The 18,931-nt window shown below is 35.7% G+C and carries 24 protein-coding genes; 19 read left to right on the top strand and 5 right to left on the bottom strand.

The genetic code is table 11. The features are described 5' to 3' along the window. Nucleotides 1-188 precede the first annotated feature (188 nt). The 6 genes from ctaB (at nt 189) to ctaG (ending at nt 6,101) form a co-directional block, all read left to right on the top strand. The gene (ctaB, locus tag DN393_RS09580; protein WP_001015062.1) at nt 189-1,112 is read left to right on the top strand and encodes a protoheme IX farnesyltransferase; all 924 of its coding nucleotides are present in this window, start codon (nt 189-191) and stop codon (nt 1,110-1,112) included. Between the two features lie 93 nt (nt 1,113-1,205). Beyond that, on the top strand, nt 1,206-2,255 hold the full coding sequence (gene coxB / locus DN393_RS09585) for a cytochrome c oxidase subunit II (protein WP_088047251.1): 1,050 nt from the start codon (nt 1,206-1,208) through the stop codon (nt 2,253-2,255). Nucleotides 2,256-2,315: 60 nt separating this feature from the next. After that, nucleotides 2,316-4,151: a cytochrome c oxidase subunit I gene (gene ctaD, locus DN393_RS09590; protein ID WP_154131176.1), complete on the top strand. Its 1,836-nt coding sequence runs from the start codon at nt 2,316-2,318 to the stop codon at nt 4,149-4,151. Next, nucleotides 4,151-4,774 (top strand): cytochrome c oxidase subunit III, encoded by a 624-nt coding sequence (gene ctaE / locus DN393_RS09595; protein WP_000557861.1) that lies wholly within the window; start codon nt 4,151-4,153, stop codon nt 4,772-4,774. Before ctaD ends, ctaE begins: the two co-directional genes overlap by 1 nt. Before the next feature lie 3 nt (nt 4,775-4,777). Further along, a complete protein-coding gene (gene ctaF / locus DN393_RS09600) occupies nt 4,778-5,110 on the top strand; it encodes a cytochrome c oxidase subunit IVB (protein WP_048563214.1) in 333 nt (110 codons plus the stop codon). An 85-nt stretch (nt 5,111-5,195) separates the two neighbouring features. Next, entirely contained in the window at nt 5,196-6,101 is a 906-nt protein-coding gene (gene ctaG, locus DN393_RS09605) for a cytochrome c oxidase assembly factor CtaG (protein WP_048563213.1), read from the top strand. 36 nt (nt 6,102-6,137) lie between these two features. Here ctaG and DN393_RS09610 read toward each other — a convergent pair whose 3' ends face one another. Next, nucleotides 6,138-6,503, bottom strand: a complete 366-nt coding sequence (locus DN393_RS09610) for a YugN family protein (protein ID WP_064474955.1) — start codon at nt 6,501-6,503, stop codon at nt 6,138-6,140. 206 nt (nt 6,504-6,709) lie between these two features. Between DN393_RS09610 and DN393_RS09615 the strand changes: the two genes are divergently transcribed. From DN393_RS09615 to DN393_RS09640, 6 genes are all read left to right on the top strand, one after another. Further along, nucleotides 6,710-7,744 (top strand): CAP domain-containing protein, encoded by a 1,035-nt coding sequence (locus DN393_RS09615; protein ID WP_064474956.1) that lies wholly within the window; start codon nt 6,710-6,712, stop codon nt 7,742-7,744. A 186-nt stretch (nt 7,745-7,930) separates the two neighbouring features. After that, nucleotides 7,931-8,368, top strand: coding sequence for a YlbD family protein (locus DN393_RS09620; RefSeq protein WP_061678261.1), 438 nt, complete (start codon nt 7,931-7,933; stop codon nt 8,366-8,368). A gap of 11 nt (nt 8,369-8,379) precedes the next feature. Then, complete coding sequence (locus DN393_RS09625) at nt 8,380-8,625, top strand: YlbE-like family protein (RefSeq protein WP_064474958.1); 246 nt, start codon at nt 8,380-8,382, stop codon at nt 8,623-8,625. Nucleotides 8,626-8,707: 82 nt separating this feature from the next. Next, entirely contained in the window at nt 8,708-9,280 is a 573-nt protein-coding gene (locus DN393_RS09630; RefSeq protein ID WP_064475089.1) for a histidine phosphatase family protein, read from the top strand. 116 nt (nt 9,281-9,396) lie between these two features. Then, nucleotides 9,397-9,846, top strand: a complete 450-nt coding sequence (locus tag DN393_RS09635; RefSeq protein ID WP_000634355.1) for a YlbF/YmcA family competence regulator — start codon at nt 9,397-9,399, stop codon at nt 9,844-9,846. Between the two features lie 126 nt (nt 9,847-9,972). After that, nucleotides 9,973-10,239, top strand: a complete 267-nt coding sequence (locus DN393_RS09640) for a YlbG family protein (RefSeq protein WP_002080814.1) — start codon at nt 9,973-9,975, stop codon at nt 10,237-10,239. 55 nt (nt 10,240-10,294) lie between these two features. Here the strand turns inward: DN393_RS09640 and DN393_RS09645 are convergent, their stop codons facing one another. Then, nucleotides 10,295-10,684, bottom strand: a complete 390-nt coding sequence (locus DN393_RS09645; protein WP_000616012.1) for a DUF7147 family protein — start codon at nt 10,682-10,684, stop codon at nt 10,295-10,297. A gap of 526 nt (nt 10,685-11,210) precedes the next feature. Here DN393_RS09645 and rsmD point away from each other — a divergent pair. After that, a complete protein-coding gene (gene rsmD, locus DN393_RS09650; RefSeq protein ID WP_064474960.1) occupies nt 11,211-11,777 on the top strand; it encodes a 16S rRNA (guanine(966)-N(2))-methyltransferase RsmD in 567 nt (188 codons plus the stop codon). Further along, the gene (coaD, locus tag DN393_RS09655) at nt 11,774-12,265 is read left to right on the top strand and encodes a pantetheine-phosphate adenylyltransferase (protein ID WP_000200598.1); all 492 of its coding nucleotides are present in this window, start codon (nt 11,774-11,776) and stop codon (nt 12,263-12,265) included. Before rsmD ends, coaD begins: the two co-directional genes overlap by 4 nt. Here coaD and ylbJ read toward each other — a convergent pair. After that, on the bottom strand, nt 12,257-13,486 hold the full coding sequence (gene ylbJ / locus DN393_RS09660; RefSeq protein WP_064474961.1) for a sporulation integral membrane protein YlbJ: 1,230 nt from the start codon (nt 13,484-13,486) through the stop codon (nt 12,257-12,259). The two genes, coaD and ylbJ, sit on opposite strands and share 9 nt — an antisense overlap. Before the next feature lie 113 nt (nt 13,487-13,599). Between ylbJ and DN393_RS09665 the strand changes: the two genes are divergently transcribed. Both DN393_RS09665 and DN393_RS09670 read left to right on the top strand, forming a co-directional pair. Further along, on the top strand, nt 13,600-14,391 hold the full coding sequence (locus DN393_RS09665) for a patatin-like phospholipase family protein (protein WP_000662602.1): 792 nt from the start codon (nt 13,600-13,602) through the stop codon (nt 14,389-14,391). After that, a complete protein-coding gene (locus tag DN393_RS09670; RefSeq protein ID WP_064474963.1) occupies nt 14,384-15,409 on the top strand; it encodes a SepM family pheromone-processing serine protease in 1,026 nt (341 codons plus the stop codon). Before DN393_RS09665 ends, DN393_RS09670 begins: the two co-directional genes overlap by 8 nt. Before the next feature lie 24 nt (nt 15,410-15,433). On the opposite strand, the gene DN393_RS09675 is transcribed toward DN393_RS09670, so the two are convergent. Then, on the bottom strand, nt 15,434-16,675 hold the full coding sequence (locus DN393_RS09675) for a nucleotidyltransferase (RefSeq protein WP_367627525.1): 1,242 nt from the start codon (nt 16,673-16,675) through the stop codon (nt 15,434-15,436). A gap of 153 nt (nt 16,676-16,828) precedes the next feature. On the opposite strand from DN393_RS09675, the gene DN393_RS09680 reads away from it, so the two are divergent. The 3 genes from DN393_RS09680 (at nt 16,829) to DN393_RS09690 (ending at nt 18,200) form a co-directional block, all read left to right on the top strand. Next, the gene (locus DN393_RS09680; RefSeq protein ID WP_000872150.1) at nt 16,829-17,329 is read left to right on the top strand and encodes a YceD family protein; all 501 of its coding nucleotides are present in this window, start codon (nt 16,829-16,831) and stop codon (nt 17,327-17,329) included. A 61-nt stretch (nt 17,330-17,390) separates the two neighbouring features. Next, complete coding sequence (gene rpmF, locus DN393_RS09685; protein ID WP_001984764.1) at nt 17,391-17,564, top strand: 50S ribosomal protein L32; 174 nt, start codon at nt 17,391-17,393, stop codon at nt 17,562-17,564. A 129-nt stretch (nt 17,565-17,693) separates the two neighbouring features. Next, nucleotides 17,694-18,200 carry an RsfA family transcriptional regulator gene (locus tag DN393_RS09690; protein ID WP_060488408.1) on the top strand — a complete coding sequence of 169 codons (507 nt, stop codon included), beginning with the start codon at nt 17,694-17,696 and terminating at the stop codon, nt 18,198-18,200. A gap of 35 nt (nt 18,201-18,235) precedes the next feature. On the opposite strand, the gene DN393_RS09695 is transcribed toward DN393_RS09690, so the two are convergent. Next, nucleotides 18,236-18,709: an N-acetyltransferase gene (locus tag DN393_RS09695; protein WP_060488409.1), complete on the bottom strand. Its 474-nt coding sequence runs from the start codon at nt 18,707-18,709 to the stop codon at nt 18,236-18,238. Nucleotides 18,710-18,931: the final 222 nt, after the last annotated feature.

The following is an 18,931-nucleotide window of genomic DNA, read 5'->3' on the forward strand; positions in this document are numbered from 1 at the left end:
AAAAGTTCATGTTTTCTTCACAAAATGTTCGGGAAATATGATTTAATATATTGGAGTATGGGCGTAGATTAGTAGTAGAATGGATTAACAATATTTCTACTGTAATAATATTGCTATATAGAAGCGAAGTATTTCATTCGAAATAGGCGCAAAAAGAAAGATGAAAGTTTTAAGAGGGGGTTAAAGTGATGAACCATGCAACAAGTGAGCTGCATGATGAGTCAGCTGTTACAAGTGTACCGGAAACAACTCGGCTACAAGATTTATCAGCGCTCGTTAAAATGGGGATTGTAAACTCAAATACACTTACTGTATTTACAGGATTTTGGTTGGCATTACATTTTAATGGATTAAGTGTGATGGACAATCTGGATAAGTTATTCTTTACAATCGTTGGTTCTGGATTAATTATGGCGGGGGTATGTTGTTTAAATAATTACATTGATCGAGACATCGACCCGTTAATGGAAAGAACAAAAACCCGTCCAACGGTTACTGGGAAGTATAAACCGGGATTTGCACTTACATTTGGACTAGTTATATTACTTCTTGGATTTGTATTTTTATTATTAACAACACCAATGGCAGTATTAATGGGATTTATTGGTGCTTTCACATATGTTGTCTTATATACGTTATGGACAAAGAGAAAGTATACACTAAATACTGTTGTAGGTAGTATATCTGGAGCAGTTCCACCTTTAATTGGATGGGCAGCAATCGATCCATCTTTAGGCCATCCAATTGCTTGGATGTTATTTTTAATTATGTTTATTTGGCAAATCCCACATTTTCTCGCATTAGCGATGAAACGTGTTGATGAATATCGAAATGCAGGAATTCCAATGCTTCCTGTAGTTCATGGATTTGAAATTACGAAACGCCAAATTATGATTTGGACAGTATGTTTATTACCACTACCATTTTATATGAGTGGACTAGGGATAACATTTATGGTAATTGCAACATTGTTAAACATCGGATGGATCGTTTTAGGATTTTATGGCTTCCGTAAGCAAGATGACATCAAATGGTCCGTACAAATGTTTGTTTATTCCCTAAATTATTTAACAATCTTATTTGTATCAATGATTGTAGTTACATTCTTCTAAGACAACGACATAATTGGATTTCTTTACGTTGAGATTTACTTTACTTAACTATAAAGTACAATCTAATTCACAAGGAAAGTGGGGGTTGTTTGTATGAAGAAACAGTGGCGACTGCTTTCGTTCGTTTCACTGCTGGCTTTACTGTTAGGGGGATGCGGTAAAGCCTTTCAATCTACTTTAATTCCGCAAGGAGAAGTAGCAAAAATGCAATATGATTTGCTCTTACTAGCAACTGCGATCATGGTAGGAGTAGTACTAGTAGTTACTATTATTTTCTTATATGTAATTGTGCGTTTCCGACAAAAGAAAGGTCAGGAAGATTATATTCCGGAGCAAGTTGAAGGGAATCACAAGTTAGAAATTATATGGACAGTTATTCCGATTATTCTTTTGTTAATCTTAGCTGTTCCGACGGTTACATATACATTCAAACTTGCTGATGTAAGTGCGATGGAGAAAAAGAATATTGATAAAGATACTATCGTTGTTGATGTAACAGCGAATCTTTATTGGTGGGAATTTTCTTATAAATCAGAAAAAATAGTCACTTCTCAAGATTTGGTCATCCCCACAGGTAAGAAAGTGTATTTGAATTTGAAGGGTGCCGATATTAAACATTCGTTTTGGGTTCCATCTTTAGCTGGGAAAATGGATACAAATACAGACAATGTGAACAAAATGTGGTTAAAGGCAGATAAATCGGGCACTTATAATGGTTTTTGTACAGAATTTTGCGGCCCATCACATTCTTTAATGCAATTCAAAGTGAAAGCTTTAGATGAAAGCGAGTACAAAAAGTGGCTTGCTGATATGAAGAAGATTGATGGGAAGAAAGAAGTAGCTTCAACAAAGGCGCAAGAGGGCCAAGAAATATTTAATAAAAGCTGTATTGGTTGTCACGCAGTTGGATCCAATGATAGTAGACCACCTTCCGCTCGTATCGCACCAAACTTAGCAAACTTTGCGGATCGCGATATGGTTGCCGGTATTGCCGAAAACAATAAAGAAAACTTAAAAAAATGGCTGAAAGATCCTGAAAATATGAAACCAGGAAATAAAATGACTGGTAAATATGGCAACTTAACGGATGATCAAATTGATGCATTAAATGCATACTTACAAACGTTAAAAGTTGAAAAGTAAAGAGGGATTATTCGCGAAGGGGAGGTTGAAAACGTGAGTTCTGTAGCAAAAAAACAGGGGATGGGTGCTGTCATATGGGATTATTTAACGACAGTAGACCATAAAAAGATTGCCATTCTCTATTTAATTGCAGGTGGATTGTTTTTTATAATAGGCGGAATAGAAGCTCTATTTATTCGCCTTCAATTAGCGATTCCTAACAACGCTTTTCTTGTTGGGGATGCTTATAATCAAGTATTAACGATGCACGGTACAACAATGATTTTCCTCGCAGCTATGCCACTCGTGTTTGCATTTATGAACGCCGCTGTACCACTTCAAATTGGTGCACGTGATGTAGCGTTCCCGTTTTTGAATTCACTTGGATTTTGGTTATTTTTCTTTGGTGGAGTATTTTTAAATTTAAGTTGGTTTTTAGGTGGAGCACCTGATGCAGGATGGACATCTTATGCATCTTTAGCTTTAGCCTCAAAAGGCCATGGTGTTGATTTTTATGTACTCGGCTTGCAAATCTCTGGTATTGGTACATTAATTGGAGGTATTAACTTCCTTGTAACCATTATTAATATGCGTGCGCCAGGAATGACGTATATGCGTATGCCGATGTTTACATGGACGACATTTGTAACATCTTCGCTAATATTATTCGCTTTTCCGCCATTAACTGTAGGATTAGGACTTTTAATGTTAGATCGTTTATTTGGAACAAGTTTCTTTAATCCAGCATTGGGCGGGAATACAATTATATGGGAGCATTTATTCTGGATTTTCGGTCATCCAGAAGTATACATTCTTATACTCCCAGCTTTCGGAATATTCTCAGAAATCTTCGCGACATTTTCGAAAAAGCGATTATTTGGTTATTCATCGATGGTGTTTGCGACAGTATTAATTGGATTCTTAGGATTTATGGTATGGGCGCATCATATGTTTACTGTCGGGCTTGGTCCAGTTGCAAATGCTATTTTCTCAGTTGCAACAATGGCGATTGCGGTTCCGACCGGTATTAAAATATTCAACTGGCTCTTTACGATGTGGGGCGGAAGTATTCGTTTTACGACACCGATGATGTGGGCAGTAGCTTTCATTCCATCATTCGTAATGGGAGGAGTTACAGGTGTTATGCTAGCATCTGCGCCTGCTGATTATCAATTTCATGACAACTATTTCGTAGTAGCGCACTTTCATTATGTAATCGTCGGCGGTGTTGTATTTGGTTTACTTGCAGGAGCTCATTATTATTGGCCACTGATGTTTAATAAAGTATTGAATGAAACGTTAGGAAAGATAACATTTTGGCTATTCTTTATCGGTTTCCATTTAACGTTCTTCATTCAGCATTTCCTTGGATTGATTGGTATGCCGCGTCGTTACTACACATATCTTGAAGGTCAAGGGTTGGAAATGGGGAATATGATTAGTTCTATTGGAGCGGTATTTATGGCTCTTGGAACGATTGTTCTTCTATTCAATGTAATCAAAACAACAGTATCAAAAGAAAAGGCTGGTCGTGATCCATGGGATGCACGTACATTAGAATGGACAATGCCAGCACCTACACCGGAATATAACTTTAAACAATTACCATTTGTTCGCGGATTAGATCCGTTTTGGATTGAAAAACGCGAAGGGAATAAAGAGATGACAGCGGCGGAACCAGTTGATGATATTCATATGCCAAATCCATCGTTTTCACCATTTATCATTTCTTTAGGATTGTTTATAGCTGCATTCGGTGCAATGTATATGCAGGGTGGAAAAGATAAGTTTTGGTTATTAGTAGCAATTATTGGTTTAATCATTACATTCGGTACAATGTTCCTACGTTCAGTGATCGATGATCATGGATATCATATTCATAAGGAAGATTTAGAAGATAAGGGGGGCAAGGCATAATGCATGTAGATGAAAAATTAACGAATGAAACATTTCCAGCAGAGCCTGAAAAAGCAACCCTTGAGGGAAAAAATAAGTTTGTCGGTTTTTGGTTATTTCTTGGAGGCGAAACAGTATTGTTCGCTTCCTTGTTTGGCACATATTTAGCGTTAAAGAATTCTACAAATGGTGGACCAACATCTCAAGAGATGTTCCAAATGCCACTCGTTTTCATTATGACGATGCTTTTATTAACGAGTAGCTTAACGAGCGTATATGCGATGTATCATATGAAAAACTTTAACTTTAAGAAAATGCAACTTTGGCTATTAGTAACAGTGTTGCTAGGTTTAGGATTTTTAGGGTTTGAGATATATGAGTTTTATCATTATACGCATGAATTTAAGCATACTATGAGAAGTAGTGCGTTTGGTTCCGCGTTTTATGCTCTTGTTGGTACGCATGGACTACACGTATTGTTTGGATTGTGTTGGATTTTAACATTAATCTTTAGAAATGCGAAGAGAGGTCTAAATTTATACAATGCACCGAAGTTTTATGTTGCATCGATTTATTGGCACTTTATTGACGTAGTTTGGGTGTTTATTTTCACTGTAGTATATTTAATGGGAATGGTGGGATAAACAATGGCGATAAAGCAAACGAATAATCCTAAAGTTGATCTTGTTTATCGGAAGAGAAAAAGTGCGGAGGAAATGAAGCATCAAGTTATTACGTTTGCATTAATGATTTTTTTAACATTTGTTGCATTTGTAGCAGTAGCATATCCAAAAACTTTTAGTCCGACTTTCTCAGTACCATTTATTTTACTATTAGCAGTGGTACAAGTAATTTTTCAATTGTATTATTTTATGCATATGAGTCATAAAGGACATGAAGCGGCAAGTTTCTTTCTTTATTCTGGTCTGTTAATCGGGTTAATTACAATTTTAGCTTTTATGACAATTGTGTGGATTTGAAAAGTGAAAAATAAGGGAGCTTGTGTTGTCACAGCTCCCTCTTCTTATTATGTGAAAGGATAACCTTAAGAAGGTAGGTGTAACAATGAGTAACTTGTGGATATTTGGTTTTCAAGCTCTATGGAGTCCAATCTTTTTATTATTTATGCTTTCGATTCTTATTGGGTACTTTTTAATTATTGGGCCATATAGAATGCGATTTGAAAATGCGACGAAGGTAAGTAAGAAGCAAATTTTTTATTTTACGACCGGGATTGTTCTTTTGTATTTTGTAAAGGGAGGGCCTATTGATTTAATTGGTCATATTATATTTAGTGCACATATGTTTGAGATGGCAGTTATGTATATTGCAGTTCCACCGTTATTGTTGCTTGGTATACCAGATTGGTTATATCGTTATATTACTTCTTTTAAGTTCGTTCAAATTATATTAAAGATATTTGCTAAACCACTTATTGCATTGTTTGTATTTAATGGCCTGTTTTCTTTTTATCATTTACCAGTTGTTTTTGACACAGTAAAACAAAGTCAAATTGCTCATCCTATTTGTCTCGCTATATTGTTCTTTACGGCAATCATGATGTGGTGGCCGATGCTAAATCCATTACCAGAATATCAAACGTTAAGTGATATAAAGAAACTTGGTTATATGTTTGCTAACGGTATATTATTAACGCCAGCTTGTGCGTTAATCATTTTTGCAACTGCACCGTTATTTGCAACCTATACGGATCCGGCTGCTTGGATGAAGGCGATGGAACTTTGTGTACCGGCGGGAACTTTATCAGATTTAAATATAACGGGACCAGAATTTTTACACTGGATGCCAGTCGTACAAGACCAACAAACAGGTGGCATCATTATGAAAATTGTCCAGGAAATAGTGTATGGCACAATTATAGGCTATGTATTCTTTCGATGGGCGCGTCGAGAGCGTGAAAAGGATAAAGAGCAGTTGCAACAATTGCCGCCGTATTTACAAACGAAATAAAAGTGAGTGCATCAATATGATGCACTCACTTTTATTTTATTCAATGATTTGGAATTCTTTTAACTCTTTTTCGATATTTTGTAGGAGTTGTTCGCTTTTTTGAAGTACATTCGTTGGGAAAGTTTCACCATCACCATATTCAACGCCGTGAGGATAATAATGTTTTCCTAATAAGGGAGGAAGTAGCTTGATTTCAGCGTGTCTGCTACCAACATCACCTTCAACAGCCAAACCTAGTACGCGCAAATAATAAATATCGTTTAATATTTCAAATTTATAATCGTATGTAACTCGTTCATAATCCCACTGTCCAGCAAGTACAAAATGGTTCTTTTCCATAATCTCTGTTAATAGTGTTAAATCAACGACTGCCCCATTAAATTTCGTATTTGTAAATTGCATATAATACCTCCTCTTTTCATGTTACATCATTATTTTTATAATAGTATGAATAATAAGAAAGTGCAATTCATATTGAGAGAAAAGGGATAATCCAGACTTTTTTTGCGAAAATATGATATAGTGAAAAGAGTACGGTACACACAAAAAAGGAAAGAAAAGGATTTGTGTATATCTCAATTTTATGTTTTGTGCAGGAGGTATATCGATTGAAGAAATTATTGCGTATCGTAATGATTACATTTTTAATTTTAGCTGTGGACTTATACGGGAAATTACTCGTTTCACAATATATATTAACCCCATCTCAATCAAAGCAAGAAAATAAAATTGTGAAAAAGAAAAAACAAGTAAATGAAGACTCTTCAAATACGGTTTTAAATATGATTGGTGGGGACTCTGAAAATTTATTAGCAAAATGGGGCGAACCATCTCGAATAGAGCCATCTGCTTACGGATATGAATGGTGGGTATACAATCAAGATTTAACTCAGTATGTGCAATTTGGGGTTGCGGAACGAAAAGTTGTAACGGCGTATGTTGCTGGTGAGCAAGTTAAGGTGCCGCCTTATTATATAAATGAAAAGTATGAAGAAGTGTATAAAAAGAATCCACTCTCGCATGAGATTTCGTTAAAAAGAGGGAAACATAGTTATCAATTTGAGTTATCTGACACGGAAGTGATGGAACAACCATTAATACCTGTAGAAGATGGCTGGGCACAATTATATTTTGATCATTTTACACATGAGCTTGTTGGTGTTCGTTATATGGATGATGAAACGTTATTACGCCAAAGACCGTATCAGCTTGTTTATTCGGGTGAATTACTAGCTGAACAACCATTGACTCCAGATAAAATGAAACAAATAGAGAATGGGAATATGCAACAAATTTTTGATTTAACAAATATTATTCGAAGTCGCCATAAGTTACCGCTGTTAGCTTGGGATCAACAAACAGCAGATGTGGCTATAGGGCATAGTAAAGATATGAAGGATAATAATTACTTTTCACACGATTCACCTACATTAGGTACGTTAGGAGATCGTTTACAGCGCGGGAAAGTAGGGTTTCAACTTGCTGGTGAGAACATAGCGGCGCAACATAGTGATGGAATTGCGGCGGTGCAAGGTTGGTTAAATAGTGAAGGGCATAGAAAAAATGTATTAAATGAACAATTTACAGGATTAGGTGTTGGGGTATACGATAAGTTTTATACACAAAACTTTATTCGGAAATAAAGTGGAATTTTAAGTTGTGTAGGGGACACCTCACGTTTAAGTACTTCGTATTCACTGAAGTGTAGGTCGGAATCTTACCGTATGCAAATAGCAGGATAAAAAGGTGCATGAATCGTCTGAAAATAGGCGAACCATGTGCCTTTTTTTTCTTATTATATAGTAGATATACATGAAGAGGTGAGGATTATGCCAACAACAAAAGGACCGTTACATCCATCGGTTCAACAGTTTAAAGAGTTTGTAAACCATCACCCTAAAATGGTTCATGAGGTTCGAAGTGGTCACAAAACTTGGCAACAGTTTTATGAAGAATGGTACTTACTTGGTGAAGAAGATCCGATATGGGCAACTTTTAGACCTGATGGAGCGCCTGCTTTTTCTTCGGTAAAAGAAAATAAACAAGAAAAAGATAATCGAACTGAAGAGGAGAAAACAGCAGATGTGATGGGACAAATGCTTTCTTTCTTTAAAAAGCTAGATGTAGAACAAATGCAACACCATTTAGCCAATGTGACGAGTGCCATTGGTAGTGTGCAACAAGTTTTTCAACAATTTCAAGGGAAGCCCGCGCGGCAAGAAGAGAGTACTTCCGAAAATAATCCATTTTTCTTTCAGAAGGATTAGGGGGAAAGAGGATGAGAGCAGAAATTATGGAGTTTATAAGGGCTGATGAGGATTTATCTCGCTATATTAGGGAGCAACCGTACTGGTATAGAAAACTAACGCGAAATCCTGAAGAGAAAGAGGCTTTTGAGTTAGCAGCTATGCAGCATTTCAAAAAAACGATACCAGATAAAGTTGAGAAATTTCAAAACCAATTGGCAGTTGCCTCCATTATGATCGATATGTTTCAGTATATGAAGCAACAAAATACAACATAATTGGAAGGGAAAACTATGTCCGTCATGCAGAACTTTTGATACAATAGAAGCGGATTATTTAAAAAGGAGTTGCAGCATGAGCATGACGGAAATTTGTTTAGTACGACATGGACAAACTGATTGGAATTTTCAAGAGATTATTCAAGGACGTGAAGATATTCCACTTAATGAAGTGGGAAAGAAGCAAGCAAGTCAAAGTGCAGTTGCTTTGCAAGCGGAAGCATGGGATGTAATTATAAGTAGCCCATTAATTAGAGCGCACGAAACAGCTAAGGAAATTGCAGGGGCTACAGGATTGCAATCGATTTTATTAGATGAGCGATTTGTTGAACGTAATTTTGGTGAAGCTTCTGGGAAGCCGGTTGCGACTGTTAGGGAGCTAATTGCAGAAGGTAAAGTAGAAGGTATGGAGCAAGATGAAGAGATTGTAACTCGTTGCTTTGCTGCTGTAAAAGATGTTGCAGAAACTTATTCTGGCAAACGTATTATCATTGTAGCTCATTCACATGCGATAAAAGCAATTTTACATGCAATTGCACCGGAAGATATTTCGTTTAAGACACCATTAAAAAATGCATGTATTAGTTATGTGAAAGAAAATAGTGGGAAATGGGATGTTCTGAAATATAATATTGCGGAACATATTAATGTATAAGTATGTGCTAGAATTATATGGAAAATAGTTAGAGTGATATCTTTCTGTTTAGTGAGACACTTCAATTAGTAGTTCTATTCTAAATGTGGTATGATGAATACTCGGAGGTGTCTCTCATGATTGTAGCGACGCTGGAAAGCGTATTGATATTAGATAAGGCAGAGCAGCTTGCAAAAGCGATTATCTGTTCAGATATAGCAGAAGACTATCGTAAGTGTTATAAAGAATTGCATGAAGATATGGAAGTTCAGACGTTAATTCAGCAATTTACAGCGATGAAAGAACGATATGAAGAAGTGCAACGTTTCGGTAAATACCATCCTGATTATACTTTCGTTTCGACGAAGATGAGGGAGTTAAAGCGTTCTGTAGACTTACATGATAAGGTTGCAGCTTTTAAACGAGTAGAAACAGCTTTGCAAAAGTTGTTAGATGAAGTTAGTGTAGCAATCGGTTCTGAGGTGTCTTCTTCCATCAAAGTTCCAACAGGAAATCCATTTTTTGATGCTGGTGGCTGTGGTGGCGGTTGTGGTACCGGCGGAGGTTGTGGCTGTAAAACGGGGTAAATTACCCCGTTTTTTAGAAGATAGAAGAAAACGTATACAGAGTTTGTCCTGTAATGTCATAAATTTCTGATTGGTTTTCATAAAATATAAAATATATGCTTTTAAAAGGAGAAGATGGAGAAGATTATGTTCGGGCAACGACAAAGTATGATTGTTTATTTACATTCATTGAAACATGCCAAGATTTTAAGGAAATATGGTAACATACATTACATATCAAAACGCTTAAAATACGCAGTAGTATATTGTGATATGGAACAAATTGAGCATATGATGCAAAAGTTGAACAAGCTTCCTTTTGTGAAGAAGATAGAACAGTCGTACCGCCCGTATTTAAAAACGGAATTTGAAAATTCACGTCCTGATCGGGCAAAAGAATACGATTATAGCTAATAGAAAAAATCCCCTGCAAATTTTAGCAGGGGATTTTTTTACTTGAAATAACAATTTATTTCATTGGAGGAATGAAATTATTCATTCGTAAAATACCAATTAAATGATTGAAAAACAGTTCTTTTTCTGGGAAAGTTGTGGATGGTTTTACCGTAAAGGTAGTCACTTTTCTTCCTAGTTGTTCTGCCGTTTCTTCAAATAAAATGACGCGTTTACTTTTTTTATTTTCAAGTACAGGAATGCCTTCACGACATATGTATAATGGTTGGAAATCACCAGTAGTAGTTGGTTTTAATATTACAACAAGTGAGCACACTTTTTTTTCATTTTTAATCGTTTCAAATTGTAACATATGTGTTATACGTTCTTGATTTGCTTTGGCAATTTCAAGTAATTCATATAAATCAGAGTAGCCTTCTCCGAGTTCTATAAAGCGTTGAATCATATTTTTTCCTCCTCTTTCTTTTACTGTACCATCTCACTTTTTAAATGAAAAGTAGACAAAGAAAAAAAACCCTGCAAAGCAGGGCCCTTCTTATACTAGCATGTACTAGTAAGAAGGAAAAGGGAGAGGAGAAACCGGAGGAAGAACTTATGGGGAAACGTAAGTCTTCTCCGCGGTTGGCAACAACATCGAAGGTGATGTTGTTATAATTATTTATGTCCAATCTAAATGAAGATATACATCATGAAATTAAATTTTATGTTTGGCTTTTTATTTTTCTTTTTTTTATTTTATGATAGGATAAAAAAGATAAAGTGAAACGAATATACATAATGGGTTCGTGTTAGCGCATGGTGAGATGAATACATAAAAATGCAGAGCGGTTATTTTAAGCCAAAGTTCTCCTATTGTTCATTGAGAAATGAATGGAAAATTTCATGGAATAGTATAGTTTGGTAGCGGTTACCGAATGGAGAAAGGTTTTCTATAATTGCTCGATAGATTGAAATAAAGGTAGTGACAACAGATGAGAGTAGTTTCAGGAAAATGTAAAGGGCATCCACTAAAAGCGGTGCCAGGTAATACAACACGTCCAACGACAGATAAAGTAAAAGAATCAATATTTAATATGATAGGTCCTTATTTTGATGGTGGTATCGCTCTTGATTTATTTGGCGGTAGTGGTGGTCTTGGAATCGAGGCTATAAGTAGAGGGATTGATAAAGCAATTTTTGTTGATCGAGATAATAAAGCGATAAAAGTAATCCATCAAAATTTAGAAAGTTGTCGAATACAGGAACAAGCTGAAGTATATCGAAATGATGCAGAACGTGCGGTAAAGGCTCTTATAAAACGTGAAATATCATTCGATCTTATATTAATTGATCCTCCATATAAAGATCAAAAAATTGTATCTTTAATTAGTGTGATGGATCAACATGGATTGCTACATAGAGATGGATTAATTATGTCAGAGCATGGTAATGATGTGGTTTTACCTGATTCTATAGGGAGTCTTGTAAAAGTAAGAGCTGAAAATTATGGGGTTACAGCAATATCGATTTATAAGTATGAAGGTGAGGGGACGGAATGACTAGTATAGCTATTTCTTCGGGAAGTTTTGATCCAATTACCCTTGGGCATCTGGATATTATTAAAAGGGGAGCAAAAGTATTTGATGAGGTATACGTAGTAGTTTTAAACAACTCGTCAAAAAAACCGTTCTTTTCAGTTGAAGAGCGCTTAGATTTAATTCGAGAAGCAACAAAGGATATCCCGAATGTAAAAGTAGATTCACATAGTGGACTATTAGTGGAGTATGCGAAAATGCGTAATGCAAACGCGATTTTGCGTGGGTTACGAGCGGTTTCTGATTTTGAATATGAGATGCAAATTACTTCTATGAATCGAAAATTAGATGAAAATATTGAAACCTTTTTTATTATGACAAATAACCAATATTCATTTTTAAGCTCGAGTATTGTAAAAGAAGTTGCGAGATATGGAGGAAGCGTAGTAGATCTTGTACCTCCTGTTGTAGAACGTGCTTTAAAAGAAAAGTTTCAAACCCCGTTAAAGTGAACGGGGTTTTTCTTTGTTGCTACGAAAAAATAATAAGATAACATATACATATAAACAAAATAAAGTAAAGATCGGTCCATAGTGTACAAAAGATGTCCAAATTTCTTGCAGTATAGAAGAATGATTCGATAAAAATACGGGGATATCTTTTTGCATAGGTGAAAAAGAGCTTACTTTTTCATAAAATGGTTTCCAAAATATAAAAGTAAAAATAGGAGCCAGAATACTTTGGATAATTCGTGCGAAAAAATAGGGCTTAAATCGGATGTCTGTTTCAGCTAATATGCTAGCAACTTGTGCCTGAATAGAAAGGCCGCTAAACGCTAAAATAAAGCTTGTTACCATAGCTTGCTGCAGGAGGGGTGTTTCATTTATTTGACTAATCATTTGGCTACCGAGTGTCATTTCAAAAATCCCTGATAAGATTGGAATACTAAATTCTGTAGTTAGTTGGAAGAATGATAAAATATGTTGCATAATAAAAGAAAGTGCTGCTGTAATATGAAATACAGTAATCATTTTATTTAAAACAGAGAATAAAATAATAAATCCACCAATCATAAGTAACGTTTGAATAGAAGAAACGATAGCGTCCCCAAGTAATTTTCCTAATGGTCTTTTTTCTTGCATGCGCGTCTCGTGTAGGACTGAAAAAGGGTTTTGAAAAGGACGTTTTTTAGTAGGATGTTGATACTTCGTGGAAATATTGTTATTGCCGTAAAAACGCATCAATAACCCGACGGCAAAGTTACTTAAATAATGTGCAGCAGCTAATACGATTCCTAATTTCGGATTATTGAAAAAACCGATTGAAACAGCTCCAAAAATAAAAAGTGGATTAGATGAGTTTGTAAAAGATACGAGGCGTTCTGCTTCGATTTGTGTTAGTTGATTACTTTTACGCAGTCTAGCGCTTAATTTGGCGCCAGCAGGGAATCCTGAAGCCATTCCCATTGCCCAAACAAATCCGCCTATCCCTGGAACGCGAAAAAGTGGTCGCATGAGTGGTTCTAATATAACACCTATAAATTTTACAACACCAATACTAATTAGAAGTTCTGCAATGATGAAAAACGGTAAAAGTGAAGGGAATACAACTTCCCACCATATATTTAACCCTCGAATGGAAGCTTGCAAAGCAGCTTGGGGGTGAAGTACAAGAGAAAAGGTTAAAAACAGTGTTGATATGGTAAGAAAAGCCGTTTTCCATTTTTCATACATGTAAGTAAATCCCCCTTTGTCCCAAAAAACGTTCATTTCAGTATACGTGGATACGTAGTGCATTTAGACCATAAGTATGAAAAAGGAATGAAAAAAATTAAAGGGTGAGAAAAATGAAAGAACCGAAAATTGGTTTAGCTCTTGGATCTGGGGGCGCAAAAGGGTTTGCACATATTGGTGTTATAAAAGTTTTAAGAGAAAATGGTATACCGATTCATATGATTGCAGGAAGTAGTATGGGGGCTTTAGTAGGTACGTTTTATGCAGCTAGCTCAAACGTTGAAAGGTTGTATAAACTGGCAAATGTTTTTAAGAGGAAATATTATTTAGATTTTACAGTTCCGAAAATGGGATTTATTGCTGGAAAACGTGTCAAAGATATGATTAAAATGTTTACATATAATAAAAATTTAGAAGAGTTAGATATCCCGACGGCTGTTGTGGCTACTGACATCTTGAAGGGGGAAAAAGTAGTTTTTACAAGTGGTCCTGTTGCAGAGGCTGTGAGAGCTAGCATATCTGTACCTGGAGTGTTTGTACCAGAAAAAATAGATGGACGATTATTGGTGGATGGCGGAGTGATTGATCGCATTCCAGTATCGGTTGTGAAAGAGTTAGGTGCTGATATTGTTATTGCTGTTGATGTATCCCCGATTAAAGTGAATGGAGAGGTTACATCTATTTATGATGTAATTATGCAGAGTATTGAAATTATGCAACATGAGCTAGTGATGAATCGACAAATTGCATCGGATTTAATGATGCGACCAGCTGTAGAACAATTTAGTTCACGTGCTTTTACAAACATTGAAGACATTATTCGAGTTGGAGAAGTAGAGGCGGAAAAACATGTTGCAAATATTTATTTATTAATTGAGCAGTGGAAGGAGAAACATAATGTTTAAGCGTTTTCGGTTTATATATGCAATTTTAATAGGGGTTATATTGGCGATGTTACTTGTTTACGTACGTTTACCGTATTATGTAACAAAACCAGGAATGGCGGCCAAATTAGAGCCTTACGTTCAAGTTGAAGGTGGAACGAAAGAATCCGGTGATTTTATGCTTGTTACGGTTTCAATGGGACCAGCAAATGTGGTGAATTTAATAGCGGCACAGTTTAATAAATACACACATATTTCGAAAGCGGAAGAAATATTGCAAAAAGGTGAGAGTGATGAAGAATATCAATTTCGCCAAAATTATGCGATGAAAGATTCGCAAAATGCAGCAATCTATAATGCATATAAACGTGCAAATCGTACTGTTTCTTTTGAAAATAAAGGTGTATTGGTTGCAGGAGTAGCGAAAGGGATGCCGTCAGAAGGAAAGCTTAAGCTTGGAGATGTCATCATAGCTGTCGACGGAAAAATATTTGAAAAGACGGAGCAATTTATTGAATATATGACAGGAAAAAAAGAAGGGGAAGCAGTAAATATTGAGTACAAGAGGAATGGAAAACAGTTAAAAGAAAATTTAAATGTAAAGACCATTCCGAATGGTAATGGGCGTGTTGGTATAGGGGTTTCTATCGTTACTGAAAGAGAATTAGTGGTAGATCCGAAAGTGAAAATTGATTCTCATGAAATAGGCGGACCATCGGCAGGCCTAATGTTTACATTAGAAATATATAATCAACTTGTGGAAGATGATTTAACAAGAGGGCATGAAATAGCTGGAACAGGGACGATAAATGAAAAGGGAGAAATTGGCCCGATTGGTGGTATTCAGCAAAAAGTGGTCGCTGCAAGTGATGCTGGTGCTGAAGTGTTCTTTGCGCCAAATGAAAAAGGTGCGGAGAAATCGAATTATAAAGATGCGCTTGCGGCTGCGAAAGATATTAAAACAAAAATGAAAGTTGTACCAGTTGATACGCTGGATGATGCATTGCTGTATTTGGAAAAAATGGGCGAGAAAAAATAAACCTCTCTGAAAAAGAGAGGTTTTTTATAGGAATTTTGCAGTTGTTTCATCGTAACGAATTGGATGGTGTGTTGCATCTTGTTTTAGTAGTTGTGTTCGTAATGGTTCTTGCATGATGGAGAAATATACAGAATTGGCTTTTCGCTCTATATGTAAAGTAGGATGGTCAAATGTTTTTGTATGGGTAAGGATGGGAAGTTCTATTTTTTTCTTGTTTTTTGAAAGGTAAGTTTGTCCTTTTTGTGACATGCCTAGTAGACGAATGTACGGTGCATGCTGCTCTATATTTGCGCTATGTATTTCTTCTTTTGTTGTATTTGTTAAAATGTGTGTACAAGCTCTTTGTAATCTAGTCCATGTATAGCGCTTCGTTTTTAATGCTTCCATGAATGAATGGAAGGAGGAACTGTTTTGGATTTTTGATAAAATACGATGCTCTAAACCTTCTTCTATTTCATATATAAGTCGTAAGTCTTCTGGAGACATCGTCATGAGTTTGTATTTGAAAAATGAAAAGTATTGTTCCCAATTATGTAATATCCCGTAGTTTTGTTTGTAACTTGCTAAAAGAGAAGCAGTCGCTTTTGGGATGAAAGGCTCAATTTCTGTAAAAGAACTATTTTCGCTAAAAAGTTGTTTACGAATACTAGTTGCGCTTGCAATATGTTGGTCGCTAAATGTTTCATCATGATAATGAGATGCGAATCTTTTTATCGTTTGTGCTTGCATAGAACTATTTTGTAAGAAAATTGATTTCATGTATTGGAATCCTAATATGTTATTCGGTTGTGACATGTCTATGTTTTTTTCGGATGGTAAAATGTGTAGGAAGGCTTCAGATGTAGCTTTTGCGTAACTGTTACCTGCATTCATAAATTGCTTTACAAGACGATTAAAAGTATCTTCTTCATTTTTTTGCACAGAGATGGTGTTATGAAAATTTTCAATCTCCCCATCTTCACTACCGAAACAAATTTCAGAAACACGCAGGGCGTTTAAAATAGAAATAGCGCCATTTGCAAAGGTTTCAGCCTTTTGTGTTGAGAAGGCGTATGGAAGCTCTACAACAAGGTCTACACCGCATGATAAGGCCATTTTGGTACGATACCATTTGGATATGAGTGCTGGCTCACCACGCTGTAAAAAAGGGCCACTCATAACAGCGATTGTAATATCAGCGTGTGTTAACTTTTTTGTTTGTTGCACATGATAATCATGACCGTTATGAAAAGGGTTATATTCAACAACAATACCACTGGCTTTTATGGTAATCTCTCCTTTCGATGTAGCATCTTTTTCAAAAACGTGATACTCTATATATTATTTACTATGATGACTTCATTATAGTGTAAAGAAAAAACATTGACAAATATAAAATGGCTAGCTATAATTTTGTTTGTTGCCTTGAGGTGATATGATATGAAATGGTCCATCCATCAATTGAATAAATTGAGAAATAAAGGATTGACATTGGATGAGATGGTAGATGTAAGTGAGCTACAAGAGGTCGAGAAAGATATTCGTGAAATTAATCCTGCTCATGTAACAGGAAGAGTTGATTTTGGCTCCGGTAAGTTTACGTTCCATCTACATATAACTGGAAGCATGGTTTTACCATGTTCTCGCTCTTTAGTAGATGTGACATTACCATTTGACATTAAAACAACTGAGGTGTTCCAAACTTCACAAGAAGAATTTGAAACTGAAGCTGAAATTCATTGTTTAGAAGGAGAAGTACTTGACTTACTGCCCGTAATCAAGGAAAATATACTTTTGGAGATTCCAATGCAAATTTTCAGTGATGATGTTTCTGGTGGAGCACCGATGCAAGGTCAAGACTGGCAAGTGATTTCGGAAGAAAACAAAGAAAAGACTGTTGATCCACGATTAGCAGGACTTGCAAAGTTTTTTGACAAATAATCGGAAGACTGGTTTAGGCCTTCATATGAAAATAACTATTTCTTTTAAGGAGGTGGGAAGAATGGCTGTACCTTTTAGAAGAACTTCTAAAACAGTAAAAAGAAAGCGTCGTACGCATTTCAAATTATCAGTACCTGGTATGGTAGAGTGCCCAAGCTGTGGTGAAGCGAAATTAGCTCACCGTGTATGTAAAGCATGCGGTACTTACAAAGGTAAAGAAGTAATCAGCAAGTAATTGCGGGAAAATAAACGTAGAAGATATCTTCTACGTTTATTTTTTTTGTCTTATTCTTTATTTGTTGTATTCTATCTTTTCTAGTAACTGCATATGCTTAATAAAAAATGCATAGGGAGGACTAGAGAGATGGCGACAACAAGACAAGATGCTTGGACTGATGATGAAGATTTGCTTCTGGCAGAAGTAGTACTCCGGCATATTCAAGAAGGTGGAACGCAATTATCTGCCTTTAAAGAAGTGGGAAGACATTTATCTCGTACACCAGCAGCATGTGGCTTTAGATGGAATTCTTACGTTAGAAAACAATACAAAGAACGTATTGAAGAAGCGAAGCAACTACGTAAAGTAGAAAATTATGAAGTAAAAGAGACAAAGGTAGTAGAGCCTACGTCAATTACATTGAATGATGTTATTGATTTCTTGCAAAATTATAAAGATGAAAACTCTTTAATGGTGTTGCAACAGCAAATTGAATCGTTACAAACAGAGAGAGAGAGTCTTTTGGAGCGATTATCAGTATATGAGGAAGAGTATAGAACATTGCTTGATTATATCGATCAAAAAAGAAGTGTAATGGTAGCAGAAAGAAATAGCGCTCGTTCGAATGGAAAATTAGAAAAGTTAAAGAAATAAAAAAACAGCTGCTATGTAGCTGTTTTTTTTATTTCTTATGCGGACTCTTCGTTTGTAACCGCATTCAAATTTGTTTCGGGGTTCCAAACATAAAAATCACCATCAGGTACTGATACAGGCTGGAAATTTAATTTATCCCAAAAACCAGCTGAATGGATACGTGCAATCGTTTTAATTGGGAACTGTAGCCCCTTCGCATAATTTACAAGCATTTCTCCGAATCCTTGTTTTTGGAAAGTTGGTAACACTTCAAGTTTATAGAGTTCTAGGTAAGTACCTGTAATTTCGAATGGTTCCCCGCCGTGCCTTTTCATATATAGACTCATACGTGCAATTAGTGATCCACCATAATAAATACCGTAAAATGGAGATTCACTATCGTTTTCAATAATGTTTGCCTGTAATTCTTCTAACATGGATAATTCTTGAGCTCCGCAACCTTTAAATTTTTTAAATTCGTCTAATGTTTTATAATTGATGAGCAAGCGCTCAACTTTTGGGAATCCCATAACATCACATCCTCTTCTTGTCTCGTTGAATGCAGAAAAGTAAAAATATTTATAATAATATTATAACTCATTTTTTTATTTTTATGAAGAAGATAGTATATTTCTTTTATTATTTTTTTGGGGATTTGCTAAACTAAGAGTAGAAGCATATTAATAGGTAGTATATACATATTGAAAGTAGAGGTTGCATTTGTTTGTTAAAGAGCAATGAAATTGTAAACT

The sequence above is a fragment of the Bacillus sp. BPN334 genome, assembly GCF_008368885.1.
In the GTDB taxonomy this organism is placed as follows: domain Bacteria; phylum Bacillota; class Bacilli; order Bacillales; family Bacillaceae_G; genus Bacillus_A; species Bacillus_A wiedmannii.